Annotated in this window: 15 protein-coding genes; 12 read left to right on the forward strand and 3 right to left on the reverse strand. The window is 69.2% G+C overall.

The genetic code is table 11. From position 1 onward, the window contains the following. The first annotated feature begins 25 nt into the window (after positions 1-25). Positions 26-1,405, forward strand: a complete 1,380-nt coding sequence (gene gad / locus AC1DC5_RS02665) for a glutamate decarboxylase (RefSeq protein ID WP_476864082.1) — start codon at positions 26-28, stop codon at positions 1,403-1,405. Between the two features lie 379 nt (positions 1,406-1,784). Here the strand turns inward: gad and map are convergent, their stop codons facing one another. After that, the gene (map, locus tag AC1DC5_RS02670; RefSeq protein ID WP_476864083.1) at positions 1,785-2,555 is read right to left on the reverse strand and encodes a type I methionyl aminopeptidase; all 771 of its coding nucleotides are present in this window, start codon (positions 2,553-2,555) and stop codon (positions 1,785-1,787) included. A 68-nt stretch (positions 2,556-2,623) separates the two neighbouring features. Between map and AC1DC5_RS02675 the strand changes: the two genes are divergently transcribed. Next, positions 2,624-2,896: a helix-turn-helix domain-containing protein gene (locus AC1DC5_RS02675; RefSeq protein ID WP_441404504.1), complete on the forward strand. Its 273-nt coding sequence runs from the start codon at positions 2,624-2,626 to the stop codon at positions 2,894-2,896. 64 nt (positions 2,897-2,960) lie between these two features. On the opposite strand, the gene AC1DC5_RS02680 is transcribed toward AC1DC5_RS02675, so the two are convergent. Continuing rightward, complete coding sequence (locus tag AC1DC5_RS02680) at positions 2,961-4,322, reverse strand: glutamyl-tRNA reductase (RefSeq protein WP_476864084.1); 1,362 nt, start codon at positions 4,320-4,322, stop codon at positions 2,961-2,963. Positions 4,323-4,492: 170 nt separating this feature from the next. On the opposite strand from AC1DC5_RS02680, the gene hemE reads away from it, so the two are divergent. From hemE to hemL, 10 genes are all read left to right on the forward strand, one after another. Then, a complete protein-coding gene (gene hemE, locus AC1DC5_RS02685) occupies positions 4,493-5,590 on the forward strand; it encodes a uroporphyrinogen decarboxylase (protein ID WP_476864085.1) in 1,098 nt (365 codons plus the stop codon). A 4-nt stretch (positions 5,591-5,594) separates the two neighbouring features. Then, entirely contained in the window at positions 5,595-7,094 is a 1,500-nt protein-coding gene (gene hemG / locus AC1DC5_RS02690; RefSeq protein WP_476864086.1) for a protoporphyrinogen oxidase, read from the forward strand. A 219-nt stretch (positions 7,095-7,313) separates the two neighbouring features. Continuing rightward, complete coding sequence (locus AC1DC5_RS02695) at positions 7,314-7,964, forward strand: hypothetical protein (RefSeq protein WP_476864087.1); 651 nt, start codon at positions 7,314-7,316, stop codon at positions 7,962-7,964. 134 nt (positions 7,965-8,098) lie between these two features. Beyond that, positions 8,099-8,812, forward strand: coding sequence for a hydrogen peroxide-dependent heme synthase (gene hemQ / locus AC1DC5_RS02700; protein WP_441404514.1), 714 nt, complete (start codon positions 8,099-8,101; stop codon positions 8,810-8,812). Beyond that, positions 8,809-10,089, forward strand: a complete 1,281-nt coding sequence (locus tag AC1DC5_RS02705; RefSeq protein ID WP_476864088.1) for a ferrochelatase — start codon at positions 8,809-8,811, stop codon at positions 10,087-10,089. Before hemQ ends, AC1DC5_RS02705 begins: the two co-directional genes overlap by 4 nt. After that, positions 10,086-11,084, forward strand: a complete 999-nt coding sequence (gene hemC, locus AC1DC5_RS02710) for a hydroxymethylbilane synthase (RefSeq protein WP_476864089.1) — start codon at positions 10,086-10,088, stop codon at positions 11,082-11,084. The genes AC1DC5_RS02705 and hemC overlap by 4 nt, the downstream gene beginning before the upstream one ends. A 128-nt stretch (positions 11,085-11,212) precedes the next feature. Beyond that, a complete protein-coding gene (locus AC1DC5_RS02715; protein WP_476864162.1) occupies positions 11,213-12,112 on the forward strand; it encodes a uroporphyrinogen-III synthase in 900 nt (299 codons plus the stop codon). Further along, positions 12,109-13,089: a porphobilinogen synthase gene (gene hemB / locus AC1DC5_RS02720; protein ID WP_476864090.1), complete on the forward strand. Its 981-nt coding sequence runs from the start codon at positions 12,109-12,111 to the stop codon at positions 13,087-13,089. The genes AC1DC5_RS02715 and hemB overlap by 4 nt, the downstream gene beginning before the upstream one ends. Further along, positions 13,089-14,195: an LLM class flavin-dependent oxidoreductase gene (locus AC1DC5_RS02725; protein ID WP_476864091.1), complete on the forward strand. Its 1,107-nt coding sequence runs from the start codon at positions 13,089-13,091 to the stop codon at positions 14,193-14,195. The genes hemB and AC1DC5_RS02725 overlap by 1 nt, the downstream gene beginning before the upstream one ends. Before the next feature lie 18 nt (positions 14,196-14,213). Continuing rightward, positions 14,214-15,545, forward strand: a complete 1,332-nt coding sequence (gene hemL / locus AC1DC5_RS02730; RefSeq protein WP_476864092.1) for a glutamate-1-semialdehyde 2,1-aminomutase — start codon at positions 14,214-14,216, stop codon at positions 15,543-15,545. Positions 15,546-15,654: 109 nt separating this feature from the next. Here the strand turns inward: hemL and AC1DC5_RS02735 are convergent, their stop codons facing one another. Then, positions 15,655-16,497, reverse strand: coding sequence for a MetQ/NlpA family ABC transporter substrate-binding protein (locus tag AC1DC5_RS02735; RefSeq protein ID WP_441404520.1), 843 nt, complete (start codon positions 16,495-16,497; stop codon positions 15,655-15,657). Positions 16,498-16,594 lie beyond the last annotated feature (97 nt).

Here is a 16,594-nt window from a genome sequence, read left to right on the forward strand (position 1 = left end):
TTCAATAGTCCTTGAAGGAGAAGTGATGTCAGCCAATTTCCAGCCGGCCGATGCCGACGTGGCACTGTTCGGCAACCGATTCGTGACCCAGGAAGTTCCGAGCCGGGAGTTCCCGGAAACCGGCATTCCGGCCGAGGACGCTCTGCGGCTGGTGTCTGAGGACCTGGCGCTGGAGGGTGATCCGGCCCGGAACCTGGCGACCTTCGTGACGACCTGGATGGAGCCGCAGGCCCAGCAGATCATCGCCGCGAACCTGCACCGCAACTTCATCGACCACGCCGAGTATCCCCGCACGGCCGAGATCGAGCAGCGCTGCATCCGGATGCTCGCCGACCTCTTCCACGCGCCAGGCGAGACGACCGGCGCGCGAACCCAGGGATCCTCCGAGGCGATCATGCTCGGCGGCCTGTCCCTGAAATGGAACTGGCGCAAGCGTCGCGAGGCCGCCGGCGCCCCGACGTCGAACCCGAACCTGGTGTTCGGCGGCGACGTGCATGTCGTATGGGAGAAGTTCTGCCGCTACTTCGACGTCGAACCGCGGATCGTGCCGCTGCAGCCGGGGAAGTACACGATCGGCCCGGACGACGTGCGGGCCCACGTCGATGAGAACACCATCGGCGTCGCAGCCGTGCTGGGTACGACGTTCACCGGGCACAAGGACGACATCGCCGGCATCAACGACCTGCTGCTGCAGATCAAGCGTGAGCAGGGCCTTGATGTGCCGCTGCACGTGGACGGGGCCAGCGGCGGGTTCGTCTGGCCGTTCCTCTACCCGGCCTCCGAGTGGGACTTCCGGCTCGAGCAGGTCCGCTCGATCAATGTCTCCGGGCACAAGTTCGGCCTGGTCTATCCCGGCATCGGCTGGCTGATCTTCCGGGAGAAGGCCGATCTGGCCAAGGAGCTCGTCTTCGAGGAGAACTATCTCGGCAAGACCGACTCGACGTTCACCCTGAACTTCTCCACCGGCTCGTCGATGGTTCTCGCCCAGTACTACAATTTCGTGCGCTATGGCCGCGCCGGTTACACCTACATCATGCGGAACATGCAGACCAACGCCCGCGTCCTCGCAGAGAAGCTGGAGGCCATGGGCCGGTTCGAGATCATCGGCCCGGACGAGGAGCAACTTCCCCTGGTCGCGTTTCGGCTCGCCGGCGACCCCGGGTACGACGAGTTCGACATCGCCTGGCAGCTCTCGGCCGAACGCGGCTGGATGGTGCCGGCCTATACCCTGCCGCCGAACGCCCAGGACGTGACGATCATGCGGGCCCTGGTCAAGGAAACGATGAGCCGCGAGCACGTCGACACCCTGGCCCGGGACATCGAAGAGGCGTGCTCCACGCTGGCGAAGAAGGGCGGCGCACACGAATCCGAACGAAACAAGATCGTCACCGGACCCGGCCACTGACCCGGCGCCACGGTGACACACCGGGCCCGACACATCCGGCCCGGCTGACGCGGGGAACCGGCATCACATCTTCCTTCTGTCCCTGGTTCTCGTTGCGAAGTCGACCTATGGTCGATGCATGACCACACCGCTGGACGCCCTCCCCAAGATCGGAGCGCCAGCTACGCGAGCTTTGAGCGGCGCCGGCTATCTGTCTCTCAGGAGGCTCGCCGGCGTCCCGCGGTCCGAATTGGCCAAGATGCATGGCGTCGGGCCCAAGGCTCTGCGAATGCTTGAGGAGGCGCTTGCAGAACACGGACTGGGACTGAAATAGGGCGGGGACATCCCCACGCATTAGGGCCACGCAGGCCTTCGCCTCGGCGGCCCGGTGTCAAAGTTCTTAGGCCAGCTGAGTGAGGATGACGGGTCCGGATTCCGTGACGGCGATCGTGTGCTCGGAGTGCGCAGTCCGGCGGCCATTGGAACTGCACAAAGTCCACCCGTCGGCAGCTGTGACGAGCTTGCTGGTGCCGTCCATGACCCAGGGTTCTATTGCCAACAGCAGGCCCGGGCGGAGTACGTAGCCGCGTCCGGGTTTGCCGGTGTTCGGAATATGCGGGTCCTGATGCATGGTGCTGCCAACGCCGTGTCCGCCAAATTCGGTGTTGACCCGGAAGCGGGCCGATTCGAGGACCGAGCCAATGGCGTGGGAGATATCGCCGATACGCGCCCCGGACTGCGCGGCCTGGATACCGGCCAGCAATGCGTTCTCGGTGGTCTCGATCATGTGCCGGTCAACGGGCGCGGAAGAGTCCCCGACCACGAAGCTGATGGCGGAATCAGTGACCCAACCGTCGACACTGGCCGCGAAATCAAGCGTCAGGAGATCCCCGTCCCTCAGGACGTAGTCATGGGGGAGCCCGTGGAGAACGGCATCGTTGACTGACGTGCAGATGACTTTTCCGAAGGGGCCGCGCCCAAATGACGGGGCGTAGTCGACGTAGCACGAGCGGGCACCTGCGGCCCGGATCATCGAGGCTGCCCAATCGTTAATCTCCAGGAGATTGGTTCCGGGCTCGATTCTCGCCCGCAAGTCCGACAGGGTCTTCGCCACGAATTGGCCGGAGAGACGTGCCTCGTCAACTTCCCGGGGTGTGAGCAGTTCTATCAATGTTCCTCCAAAACAATGTTCCTCCAAAAATGTTACCGGTATTATTATAACGGTACTATGCTTGGAAGATGGTTAGAGTCCCCCTGAGCCCAGAAGACGTCCGTGCCGGGAGGCTGCTCGGAGAGATGCTCCGTAATGCGCGGGGGGAACGGACCCTGGTCCAGGTAGCTCTTGGTGCGGGTATATCCCCTGAGACGCTGAGGAAAATCGAGACGGGCCGGATCGCGACTCCGTCGTTTATGATCGTGGCTTCCCTCGCCGAAGAACTGGCCCTCTCCCTGGACGCGATCCAGGGAACGCTGCGACGGACATCGGGGGAGAAGCTCGACGTAGCTTCCTGAACGCGCGTGCCGTGCCATGCGGCCGCAGGGCCAAAGTATTGCCGAAAGGGGAGCGGCGCGCAGCCTAGGCCGAGTGCCGGTGGGCGTCATCCCCGGCATCGTGGATGACCGCGTCGGGTGCAATCGCATCGTGGACGACGGGGCACTCGGCGCCGGCGGTCTTTGCGGCGGCCGGCTCGACCGTGATCCCGTACAGCGCCTCAAGGGCGGCGACATAGTCTTCCTGCTGGCCGTTGGCGGCGAGCTCACGGGCCCGGACCGTGGGGACGTGCAGCAGCTGCTTGACCATCCGGCGGAGCGCGAATTCAACTTCTTCGGCCGCGGCGGTGCAGCCGTGGCGGGCCCGGACCTTTTCCATTTCCGTGTCGAGCACGTTCATGGTGTGCCGGCGCAGTGCGACGATCGCCGAGTCCACCGAGCGGGCTTCGCGCTCCTGCTCGAAGGCGCTGGCCGCACCGGCCACGATGCTGCTTGCCTGCGCCAGCGATTCGGACTGTTCCTGCGGGGCGGCCAGGCGGACCGATTCCAGCGTGAGCAGTTCGACGCCGTCGAGACCGCCGACGGCGGGATCAAAGTCGTGAGTGAGGGCGAGGTCGATGGCGATCAGCGGCTGGGGCGACGCCGCCCGCACTGTGGCCAGTTCCGCGGCCTCGACGCGGGTGTCCGCTCCGCTGCAGCCGATCATGACGTCGGCCGCGGCGACGGCGGCCGGAAGGGTTTCGCCGTCGAGCGCGGTCCCGCCGCGGGTGGCGACGAAGCCTGCCGCCCGGCCGGAGGAGGAGTAGACGGAAACGTCCGTGCAGCCGCGTTCGCGCAGCAGCGACATGGTGGCGCCGGCGTAGGCGCCGGTGCCGAAGACGACGACCTTCTTGGTGGACCAGTCAGGGTCCTCGGAGAGCTCGGTGGCGAGGTCCAGGGCCACCGAAACGACGGAGAGGCCGCGGGCGCCCAGGGCGGTCTGGGCGCCGACGTCCTTGGCGGTCTTCGATGCGGCCTGGAACAGCCGGACCAGGCCGGAGCTGGCCGTGCCTTCGTGCTGGGCGGTAATCAGGGCCCGGCGCACCTGGCCCGCGATCTCGCGTTCACCGACGACGGCGGAGTCAAGGCCGGAGCTGACCGAGAAGAGGTGCCGGGTGACGTCCGAGCCGGTTCGCGTGCTGAAAGACTGCGCGACGAGCTGTTCGTTCAGTCCGGTGGAGCCGCTGAGCTGGGCGATGAGGGCCGCGCGGGCGTCGTCGACGTCATCCGGGCGGGGCGCTTCGCCGTAGATCTCGAAGCGGTTGCAGGTGGCAAGAACAATGGCACCCGCCACGGCCGGCGACCCGGCGAGGGCGGATGAGGCGAGCTCTGAAGCGCCGGTGCTCAGTTGAGCAACGGTCTCGAGGTCGATGTCGGCGTGGGTCGCCACCAGAGAAAAAAGAACCACAGCAGGACAATCATAGCTTTTTCGTACCCGTGTAGAACAACTGTCCGGCGTGGAACCGCACACGCCGGGGTGTGATTCCCGCCACCGCGCAGGGGTGGCCCGCGTGCGTGCCCGGGCCGGTGACAGGCTGTCGTTATCTTTTGGGGCTGATTTTGGGCACAATCGAAGTCATGACTCCTAGCACTGCGGCAACTCCCGAAATCTCCGGCCTCGACGCCGGGCACCCGCTGATGGACGGCCGCACCGCGGATTCCCCCCTGATCACGGCCTACCGCGGCGGCAAGCCCTCCCGCCGCCCGGTCTGGTTTATGCGCCAGGCCGGCCGTTCGCTGCCCGAATACCTCAAGGTGCGCGAGGGCGTCGCCATGCTGGATTCCTGCCTGCGCCCCGAGCTGGCTTCGGAAATCACCCTGCAGCCGGTCCGCCGCCACGACGTCGACGCCGCCATCTTCTTCTCCGACATCGTCATCCCGCTCAAGCTGGCCGGCGTCGGCGTGGACATCGTCCCCGGCGTCGGTCCCGTGCTGGACACGCCGGTCCGCACCGCCGCGGACGTCGCCGCCTTGCCCCAGCTGACCTGGGAAGCCCTGGAGCCGATCCGCGAAGCCGTCAGGCTCACCGTGGCCGAACTCGGCAACACCCCGCTGATCGGCTTCGCCGGCGCGCCGTTCACCCTGGCCGCCTACATGGTCGAGGGCAAGCCGTCCCGCGACCACCTCGGCCCGCGCACCATGATGCACGCCGATCCCGAAACCTGGACGGCCCTGGCCAACTGGGCCGCGGACGCCTCCGGCATGTTCCTTCGCGCCCAGCTGGAAGCCGGTGCCTCCGCCGGGCAGCTCTTCGACTCGTGGGCAGGCTCCCTTGGCCTGGCCGACTACCAGCGCTTCGTCGCTCCCGCTTCCGCCCGCGCCCTGGACCATGTCCGGCACCTCGGGGCGCCGCTGATCCACTTCGGCACCGGCACCTCGGAACTGCTCGTCGCCATGCGCGACGTCGGCGTCGACGTCGTCGGCGTGGACTACCGGCTGCCGCTCGACGAAGCCAACCGCCGGCTGGGTGGCACGGTGCCGTTGCAGGGAAACATCGACCCGGCCCTGCTGTCCGCACCGTGGGAGGTGCTCGAAGCCCACGTCCGTGAAGTCATTGCCGCCGGCGCCTCGGCCCCCGGCCACGTGCTGAACCTCGGCCACGGGGTACCGCCGGACACCGATCCCGCCGTGTTGACGCGCGTCGTCGAACTTATCCACTCCATCTCCCCGGAGTAAGGGCATGGAGGCAGCCGGCACGCCTGCGGGGACAGGGCGGACCGCAGTGGTGGTGGGCGGCGGAGTCTCCGGCCTGCTTGCCGCCCGGACGCTTGCCCGGGCCGGTGTCCGCACCACGGTGCTGGAGGCCTCCGGCGCGTGGGGCGGCTGCGTCGGGAGCCATACAGTGGCGGGCCTGACGCTGGACAGCGGTGCAGAATCCTTCGCCACCCGTTCCTCGGCAGTGGCGGACCTCGCCGCAGAGCTGGGCATTGCCGGCGACATCGTCGCGCCGAATCCCGGCGGCGCCTGGGTCCAGTTGCCCGACGGCCCGCGCGAACTGCCCCGCACCGGTGTCCTCGGCATCCCGGCCAATCCCTGGGATCCGGAAGTCCGCCGTTCGCTCGGCCTCGCCGGTTCGCTCCGGGCCTCGCTGGACAAGCTGCTGCCCGCCTCGCTGGGCACCACAGCCGAGGCCACCAGCGTCGCGGCGCTGGTCCGCGCCCGGATGGGGCGGCGGGTCCTCGAGCGGCTGGTGGCACCTGTCGTCGGCGGGGTCCACTCCGCGGACCCGGACGTCCTCGACATCGACATGGTGGCGCCAGGCCTGCGCGCCGGGATCAGGGACCACGGGTCCCTCGCGGGCGCCGTCGCCGCCCAACGCGGGGGAGCGGGGCGCGGGGGAGGCCAGCGCAGCGGAAACGAAAGCGGCGGAGCCGCCGCGGCGGCGGCGGCGCCGGGGCTGCAGAAGGCCGGGTCCGCCGTTGCGGGACTGCGCGGCGGGATGCATACCCTCATCTCCGCGCTGATCACCGAGCTGCGCGGCCAGGGCGTGACGCTGCTCGGCGGCACACGGGCCGACTCCGTGGAGCGGACTGCCGGCGGCTGGCGGGTCTCCTCCGGGGACTCGACCCACGACGCCCGGCTGCTGGTCGTCGCCGTGGAGGGACCGGCCGCCGTCGGGCTGCTCTCCGGCGCCCTGCCGGACCTTGCCCGGCTCCGCCCCGAGGCCGGACCCGACGTCAGCCTGGTCACACTCGTGGTGGACCTGCCCCCGCTCGACGCCAGGCCGCGCGGCACCGGGGTCCTGGTCGCGCCGCAGAGCCCGGGAATCCAGGCCAAGGCCCTCACCCACGCCACCGCCAAATGGGGGTGGCTCGCAGACCAGACCGGCCCCGGCACCCACGTTGTCCGGCTCTCCTACGGACGCGGTGATGCCCGGCACGGCGCCGAGGCGCGGCCAGAGCCCCGCACCGACGACGAGCTGTTGGAGGCTGCCCTGAGGGATGCCTCCACCCTGCTGTCCGTTCCGGTCGCCGCCGGGGACGTGGTGGACTGGGACGTCGTACGCTGGGGCGGCGCCCTGCCGTTCGCCTCCCTCGGCCACAAGGGCCGCGTCGCGGAAGTGCGCAGCATCTGCGCGGCGGACGGCACCCTGGCCGTCGTCGGCGGCTGGCTGTCCGGCAACGGACTCGCAGCGATCGTTGCCGATACCCCAAACCAGGTCCGGCAGCTGCTGTCCTGAGCGGCGCGGGCGCCTGAATCCGGCCGGAACTGCCCGCCGGAGCGGGCGTCGTTCCGGGCAGCGGCTACCCGGAAAACGGGGGAACGGCAAATTTTCCCCCGCGTCCTTTGGCGGCTAAGGTCGATGACCATGCTTACTCACAGGTCCAACGTCCAAAGAACGCCGGCCGGTCACCATGGGGGGCTTCGGCGCGGCACGGCAGCTGCAGCGCTCGCAGTTGTGCTGGCTCTATCCGCGGGCGCGCCCGCCTCACATGCGGCCGCGGGCGTCAACGCCGCCGTTCCAGCCGCGACGGGCACGCTGTCCATTGATCTCGATGGCCTGGTCGACGGACTGCTGGGTCCGTCGAAGTCGCCCACCCCTTCGCCTTCGAGCCCCTCACCCCAGCCGACCGGCTCCGAGGAACCCGACGAGCCGGTGCCGAGCCGGACCCCGACGCCGTCACCCACCCGGACGATCGCTCCGCAGCCTGTGGCGCCCCCGGCGCCCGGGACTCCGCAGCCCACCACCCCGGCCGTGCCCGCGCCGGCCGTGCCCGCCCCGGCCGTGCCTGCGGTTCCCGGGCCGGGCCCCTCAACCGCCGCTCCGGCCCCGGCCGGCAGCGCCCCGGCCGTGATCCTGGCGCCGGCGGAAGCCGCACCGTCGCCGTCGGCCAGTGCTCCCGCATCGCCGTCGGCCGCCGCCGCTTCCCCGACGGCCACTGGCGGCCCCGCCACGGCGTCGGCCAAGCCCCGGTCCGGCAGCACTTCCATGGAGGCTACGTCGACGCGCCAGGCCGCTGGGCCGTCGCCGTTGCTGGGTGCGGGCATCGGCCTCGTTGCGCTGTCTCTCGTCGCCGGTGCTGTGGTCCTACGGATGCGGCGCGTCTGACGGCGCTGACGCCTCCCTGCCCGGAGCGCCGGATCCGGCGCCGGAATCCCCATCGATGTGAAATAAAGCACTTCTACGCGCTGTAGAAGTGCTTCATTTCGACTTAGCTGAGGGGAAGGGGCAAACTGGTATCCATGAGCCACACTTCTGCCGAAACTGTCACTAAAACTGAATCAGCAAGCGAAGAAGCAGCCGAGCAGTTCTTCACGCTCTGGACGGTTTTCAAGCGCTCCGCCGACGTGCTCCGCAGCGGCGATGCTGCCGAAGAGTTTGACGCCCTCATTGCGCGGCTGGCCGAGGCAGGGGTGGTCCACCGCGGCAGCTATGACGTGTCGGCGATGCGCGCAGATGCGGACATCATGATCTGGCTGCACGGCCCCCAGCCCGAAGCCCTTCAGCGGGCCATCCGGGACATCCGCCGCAGCAAGCTTTTCACCGGCACCGAGATCGCCTGGTCCGCCATGGGCGTGCACCGCGAGGCCGAGTTCGCCAAGAACCACACCCCCGCCTTCTCCCGCGGCGTGGAGCCGGCCGAGTGGCTCTGCGTGTACCCCTTCGTCCGCTCCTACGAGTGGTACCTGCTGCCGGACGCCGAGCGCGGCGCAATGCTCCGCGACCACGGCATGCTGGGCCGTGACTTCCCCCAGGTCATCTCCAACACGGTGTCCTCCTTCGCCCTGGGCGACTGGGAATGGATCCTGGGCCTGGAAGCCCCCGACCTCGTGGACCTCGTGGACCTGATGCGCCACCTGCGGGCGACCGAAGCACGCCACCACGTCCGCGAAGAGATCCCGTTCTACACCGGCCGCCGGGTGGGCGCCGCCGAGATCGCCGAGGTCCTGTCATGAGCCCGCTGGATCCGGCGGAAACTGCAGCTGCCGTCACAGCCGTCAATGAGGTGACCGAAGCCGGCCGGATGGCCCCCAAGGAGTACGACGCCGTGCTCCTCGCCTCCTTCGGCGGGCCCGAAGGCCAGGACGACGTCATTCCGTTCCTGCGTAACGTCACCCGCGGCCGCGGCATCCCGGACGAGCGGCTCGAAGAGGTCTCGCACCACTACCGCGCCAACGGCGGCATCAGCCCGATCAACCAGCAGAACCGGGAACTCAAGGCCGGCATTGAGGCCGAGCTCGCCGCCCGCGCGATCGAACTGCCGGTGTTCTGGGGCAACCGCAACTGGGCCCCCTACATCCCGCAGACCCTCCAGGACATGTACGACGCCGGGCACCGCAAGGTCCTCATGGTCACCACGAGCGCCTACTCCTGTTACTCCAGCTGCCGCCAGTACCGCGAGGACATCGGCATCGCGCTGACCGAGTCCGGCCTTGACGGGAAGCTCGAAGTCGACAAGGTCCGCCAGTACTTCGACCACCCCGGCTTCGTCGAACCGTTCATCGAGGGCACAGCCGCCGGCCTCTCCGACGTCCGGGCCAAGCTGGCCGCGGACGGCACCCCCGACGCGCCCGTGCACATCCTGTTTGCCACGCACTCGATCCCCACCCGTGACGCCGAGGCGGCGGGCCGCTCCGACGCCGAGCCGCGCCACTTCGCGGAAGACTCCGCGTACGCCGCGCAGCACCTCGCGACCGGCACCGAGATCATCCGCCGGGTCGCAGCCGAGACCGGCGACACCGCCCCCTGGTCCCTCGTCTACCAGTCACGCTCCGGTGCCCCGCACGTGCCGTGGCTGGAACCCGACATCAACGACGCCATCGAGGAACTCGCCGGCCAGGGTGTCAAGGGCATCGTGATCGTGCCGCTCGGCTTCGTCAGCGACCACATGGAAGTTGTCTGGGACCTCGACACCGAAGCCCTGGAAACCTGCGCCAGGCTGGGCCTCGCCGCGAGCCGGGTCCCGACGCCCGGGACGCACCGCAAGTTCGTCGGCGGCATCGTGGACCTCATCTGCGAGCGGACCGCCGCCAACAACATCGCCGACCGGCCCCACCTGACCAAACTCGGCCCCTGGTACGACGTCTGCCGCCCGGGCTGCTGCGCCAATTTCCGTGGCGAAAAGCCCACCATCGCAGGAGCCGACACCACCGTCGGCACCGGCCACGATCCCTACCCGGCGGCCTCCGCCCCGGCAGGCGCGTCCGCTCCGGCAGGCGGGAACGCATCATGACCGTCCGGATCGGAACCCGCGCCAGCAAACTGGCCCTCACCCAGACGCAGCAGACCGCTGACCAGCTCGCCGCCGTCGGCGGTTTCCCGGTCGAGCTGGTCCATATCCGCACCGACGGCGATGTCCTCAAGGGCTCGCTGTCCCAGATGGGCGGCACCGGCGTCTTCGTCGCGGCCCTGCGCGATGCGCTGCTGCAGGACGCATGCGACGTGGCTGTGCACTCGCTCAAGGACCTGCCCACCGGCCCCGCCCTCGGACTGACCCTTGCCGCGACACCCAAACGCGTCGACGTCCGGGACGTGCTGTGCGCCCGCGACGGGCTCAAGCTCGCCGACCTGCCCGCCGGCGCCACCGTTGGCACAGGTTCCCCGCGCCGCGCTGCCCAGCTGCGCGCCGCCCGCCCCGACCTGGACATCCGGGACATCCGCGGCAACGTGGACACCCGGCTCGGCCGCGTCCCCGGACTGCCCGGCAACACCACCGACGCCGTTGTGGAAGGCAAGAGCTGCGACCTCGACGCCGTCGTGCTCGCCGCTGCCGGGCTGCACCGGATCGGCCGGCTGGACGCGGTCAGCGAGTACCTCGAAACCGACGTCATGCTGCCCGCAGCCGGGCAGGGGTCCCTCGCGATCGAATGCCGCTCGGCCGATGCGCCGCGCAAGGCGGGATCCACCGAGGGATCGCAGGGTGTGCTGGCGCAGGCCCTCGCCGCCCTCGACGATCTCGACACCCGGCTCGCCGTCACCGCAGAGCGGGCGCTCCTGGCCCGGCTGGAAGCCGGCTGCGCCGCGCCGGTAGGTGCATACGCCTACCGCAAGGGCAGCCTCCTTCACCTCGAAGCCGTGGTTTGTGCCGTCGACGGAACAGCCTTCGTCCGGGACCAGAAGGCCACGGACGGACTGACTGAAGTCGGGGCAACCCTGCTCGGTATTGAGCTCGCCGAAGTCCTGCTGGCCCGCGGCGCCGCCGACATCGCGGACCTGGCCGCTTCCTGAACCGCGGAATCCATCAGGTCATGGGACGGCACAGCGCCCGAAACGACGAGGTCCGGAACGACGGCGCCTGGAACGACGGCGCCCGGAACGACGCCCGGAACGACCCGGTCCGCAGCGGGCAGCCCGGCATGAGGGCTCCGGGCGCCCGGGTCCTCGTTGCCCGCAGCCCGGACCGCGCGGCGGAGCTCGTGACCGCCCTGCGCGGAGCCGGTGCCGAGCCGCTGCTGCTGCCGCTCATCGATTTTGAACTCGCCAGCGACCAGCACTCGCTGGATGTGGCTTTCGACGCCCTCGGCGCCGGTGCCTACGCCTGGCTGGTGGTCAGCAGCGTGACCACGGTCCTGGCGCTCGAGGCCAAAGCCGCCGAGCGGGGCACAACCCTCAGCAACTGGCTCCCGGGCAGCCTCCTCGTCGCCACGGTCGGACCCGCGACCCGCCGTTTCCTGGAAGGCCGCGGAGTCGCCGTCGACCTGGCACCGACCGGGCAGCAGTCAGGCGCGGGGCTCCTTGACATCTGGCCCGAACACCAAGGCAGCGTGCTCTTGCCGCAGGCCGACATCGCCGCCCCCCGGCTCCGCCGCGGTTTGGAGGCCCGGGGCGCTTCCGTCCAGGCAGTGACCGCGTACCGCACCGTGGATTATCCGGCCGACCCGGGCCGCAGCCTCACCGTGTGCCAGCCGGCAGCGCCGCCCGGGGCCGGCTCACATCGGGACAACGGGGCAACGGTGCTCACCCCGGACCAGGCGAAGGCCGAAATCGTTGCCGGCCGGCTGCACGCCGTCGTCGCCGCTTCCCCGAGCGCTGCCCGGCGGATCCGCGAGGACCTCGCCCCGCTGGGCACCTGCCGCTTCGTGGCGATCGGACGTTCGACCGCCGCCGAGGCAGAGTCGCTTGGCCTCAGCGTTGCCTCCACCGCCGAGGAACCCACCGCCTCCGGCCTGGTTGCCGCCGTCATCCGGGCCCTGGCCAGCCAACCGTCCACACCTCATCAGCCCGTCGCCGAGCCCCCAGCAAAGGACACCATATGAGCTTCCCGACCCACCGCCCCCGCCGGCTGCGCACCACCCGGGCCATGCGCCGGCTGACCGCCGAACACCGCCTCTCGGCCTCGGAACTCATCCTGCCCGCGTTCATCCGTGAAGGCCTGAGCGAGCCGAATCCCATCGCGTCCATGCCCGGCGTGCAGCAACACACCACGGACACCTTGAAACGCGCCGCCGCCGAAGCCGTGGAGCTCGGCGTCGGCGGCATCATGCTCTTCGGCATCCCCGCCGTCCGCGACGCCGCGGGCACAGCCTCGCTGGACCCCGACGGCGTCCTGAACAAGGCCATCCGCGACGTCCGCGCCGAGGTCGGTGACGAACTCGTCATCATGAGCGACGTCTGCCTGGACGAATTCACCGATCACGGGCACTGCGGCGTCCTCGACTCCAAAGGCTATGTGGACAACGACGCCACGCTGGAGATCTACGGCCAGATGGCCGTGGCGCAGGCGGAGGCGGGCGCGCACGTGCTCGGCCCGTCGGGGATGATGGACGGCCAGATCGGCGTGATCCGGCGGGCCCTGGAGGACGCCGGCCACGCCAACACCGCGGTCATCGCCTACGCCGCGAAATACGCCTCGGCCTTCTACGGCCCGTTCCGCGAGGCCGTCGATTCGCAGCTCAAGGGCGACCGCCGCACCTACCAGATGGACGCGGCAAACCGCCGCGAAGCGATCCTCGAAGTGGAGCTGGACCTCGAGGAAGGCGCCGACATGGTCATGGTGAAACCCGCCATGAGCTACCTCGACGTCCTCGCCGACGTCGCCGCGATGAGCCCGGTCCCGGTGGCCGCCTACCAGATCTCCGGTGAGTACTCGATGATCGAGGCCGCCGCCGCCCACGGCTGGATCGACCGCCGGGCCGCGATCACCGAATCCGTGCTGGGCATCAAGCGCGCCGGGGCCAACATGGTCCTGACCTACTGGGCGAGCGAGCTTGCCGGCTGGCTGAAGGAGTCCTGATGAACAACACGACAACCCCCGGCCCGGCATCGCGGGCGAACCCGACTGCCCCAGTGGGGCCTGGCCGCATCCTGCTGGGACTGAACACTTTCGGCGACGTGGGGGTCTTCCCCGACGGGCACCCCGTCCCGCACGCCCAGGTGCTGCGGCAGCTGCTGGAGCAGGCAGAGCTGGCGGATGAGGTGGGGCTCCATGCCTTCGGTGTGGGGGAGCACCACCGCCGCGACTTCGCAGTCTCCGCCCCGGAGGTGTTCCTCGCCGCGGCAGCGGCCAGGACCAAGCACATCCGGCTCGGCTCGGCCGTCACCGTCCTCAGCTCCGATGACCCCATCAGGGTCTTCCAGCGCTTCTCCACCGTCGACGCCATCTCCAACGGCCGGGCCGAGGTCATGCTGGGCCGCGGCTCCTTCGTTGAGTCCTTCCCGCTCTTCGGCCTCGACCTGGCCGACTACGAGGTCCTGTTCGAGGAGAAGCTCGAGCTCTTTGACAAGGTCCGCGCCCAGAAACCCATCCGCTGGGAAGGCCGCACGCGCCCTGCCATCAACGGGCTCAGTGCCTACCCGCCGCTGGAGCACCACCTCCTGCCGGCCTGGATCGGCGTCGGCGGGACCCCCGAGTCCGTGCTGCGCTGCGCCGAGTACGGCTACCCGGTCATCTTCGCGATCATCGGCGGACAGCCGCGGTCCTTCGGCCCCCTGGCGAACCTCTACCGCGAGGCGATGGCCAAGTACGGGCATCCGATGCAGCAGATGGCCACACATTCACCCGGACACGTTGCCGAGACCGACGAGGCGGCGCGGGACGAGTTCTTCCCGCACTGGCTCGGACAGCGCAACCTGATCGGCGCCGAGCGCGGCTGGGGGCCGGCCAGCCGGGCCGAATTTGACGCCATGTGCACGCCCGAGGGCGCCCTCTACGTCGGCTCCCCGGACACCGTCGCCGCGAAGATCGCACTGCTGAAAAAGAACCTCGGAGTGGACCGCTTCGACCTCAAATACAGCAACGGAACCCTGCCGCACAAGGCGATGATGCGCTCCATCGAGCTGTTCGGCACCGAGGTGGCCCCCCGGGTGGCCGCCCTGCTGGCGTCTGCGCCCCCGAACTGAACTGAAAGAATAGGAACCATGACTTCCAGCCATCCTCGCAACGAGGAACTCTTCGACCGCGCCCGCCAGCTGATGCCGGGCGGCGTCAACTCCCCGGTCCGCGCGTTCGGCTCCGTGGGCGGGACCCCGCGCTTTATGGTCTCCGCCAAAGGCCCGTACCTGACCGACGCCGACGGCGACGAGTATGTCGACCTCGTCTGCTCGTGGGGGCCGGCGCTGCTGGGACATGCCCACCCGGCCGTCCTCGCCGCCGTGCACGCCGCCGTCGACCGCGGGCTGTCCTTCGGCGCCTCCACCCCGGATGAGGCCAACCTCGCCGCGATCGTCCAGGAGCGCGTCCCGGCCGCCGAGCGGGTCCGGATGGTCTCCACCGGCACCGAAGCGACCATGACCGCCGTCCGGCTGGCCCGCGGCTTCACCGGCCGGAACCTCATCATCAAGTTCGCCGGCTGCTACCACGGCCACCTGGACGGGCTCCTCGCCGCCGCCGGCTCCGGCCTCGCGACCCTTGCGCTGCCCGGCTCGGCCGGCGTCACCGCAGCCACGGCCGCCGAGACCCTGGTGCTGCCCTACAACGACCTCGACGCCGTCGAAGCCGCCTTCGCCAAACACGGCGACAGCATCGCCGCCGTCATCACGGAGGCCGCGCCGGCCAACATGGGCGTAGTGACCCCGGGCGAGGGCTTCAACGCCGGGCTGGCCCGGATCACCCGCGACCACGGCGCCCTGCTGATCCTCGACGAGGTCCTCACCGGTTTCCGCACCGGCTACTCCGGCTACTGGGGCCTCACCGGCGGGGCGGCCGGCGCCGCCGAGCCGTGGGCCCCGGACCTGCTGACCTTCGGAAAGGTGATCGGCGGCGGCATGCCGACGGCGGCCCTCGCCGGCCGCGCCGAGGTCATGGACTATCTTGCCCCGCTGGGACCGGTCTACCAGGCCGGCACGCTCTCCGGGAACCCGGTGGCAATGGCCGCCGGCGTCGCGACCCTCACCCACGCCACGCCCGAGGTCTACTCCTTCGTGGACGCCCGGTCGCAGGAACTCTCTGCAGCCCTGTCCTCGGCGCTAGACTCGGCGGGCGTGGACCACTCCATCCAGCGCGCCGGGAACCTGTTCTCCGTGGCCTTCGGGACGTCCGCCCGCGGCGTGCATAACTACGACGACGCCCAGGCCCAGGAAGTCTTCCGGTACGCGCCGTTCTTCCACTCCATGCTGGACTCCGGGGTCTACCTGCCGCCGTCGGTCTTCGAAGCCTGGTTCCTCTCCGCCGCGCACGACGACGTCGCGATGAACCGGATCTTCGACGCCCTGCCCGCCGCCGCCAAGGCCGCGGCCGCCGCGAAGGCCTAGGCCCAAAGGCAGCAGAAGCTAAAGGCGGCGTTACGGCGTCGTCGTTAAACACTTTGGGCACCCGCCGCGGCGGGTGCCCAAAGTTGTTAAGCGGTGTCTGAACCGGGGACTAGAACGCCACGGTCACGTCACCGTTGGGCCATTCCTTCTCGATGAAGGCCTTGACCTCGGGGGAATGCAGGAGCTCGTCGAGCTTCTTGATGCGCACATCGTCCTTGGAGTCCTCGCGCCAGGCCAGGAAGTTGGCGTAAGGGTTGTTCTCCACGGACTCGACCGCGAGGGCGTCCTTGGTGCTCAGGCCGGCCTTGAGGATGAAGTTGCCGTTGATCAGGGCCAGGTCGACTGACGGGTCCTTGAGGTCGTTGATCAACAGTTCCGGCTGGTTCTCCGAGAACTTAAGCTTCTTCGGGTTCTGCTCATCAGTCAGCGTGATCACCGAGGAGTCATCTTTGATGTCCTTGACCAGGCCGGCGACCTGGAGGACCTTGAGGGCCCGGACCTGGTTGGACGGGTCATTCGTGATGGCCACCTTGGCGCCGTCCTGGATGTCCTTGATGTCCTTGACCTTCTCGGAGAACGCGGCGTAGGGCTCGATGTGGATTCCTTCGCCGTGCCCGAACTTGTAGCCCTTGGTCTTGACCTGGTCTTCGTACCAGGGAAGGTGCTGGTAGTAGTTGGCGTCCAGGGAGCCGTCGCTGAGTGCGGTGTTGGGCGTCTGGTAATCCTCGATTTCCTTGATGTCCAGCTTCAGGCCGGCCTTGGGGGCGAGGTCCTGGTTGATGAACTCGAGGATCTTCGCCTGCGGCACGGGGCTGGCGCCGACCTTGAGCGTGACGGGCTTGGCCGGATCCAGGGCAGTGGTCTGGGCGCTGGGGGTGGACGAACCACCGCAAGCCGTCAGCGCCAGGGCAGTGACAATGCCGGTGGCCAGGAGGGTGAGTGACTTACGCATTGGATGCGTTCCTTTCGAAATAGCTGGATTCACGACGACGACGCCGTGGTCCGCGCAGATGCAGAGGGCGGCTACCCGCTGCAGGGTTAGGAGGTGA

It is taken from the genome of Arthrobacter sp. 10L424 (assembly GCF_056395325.1).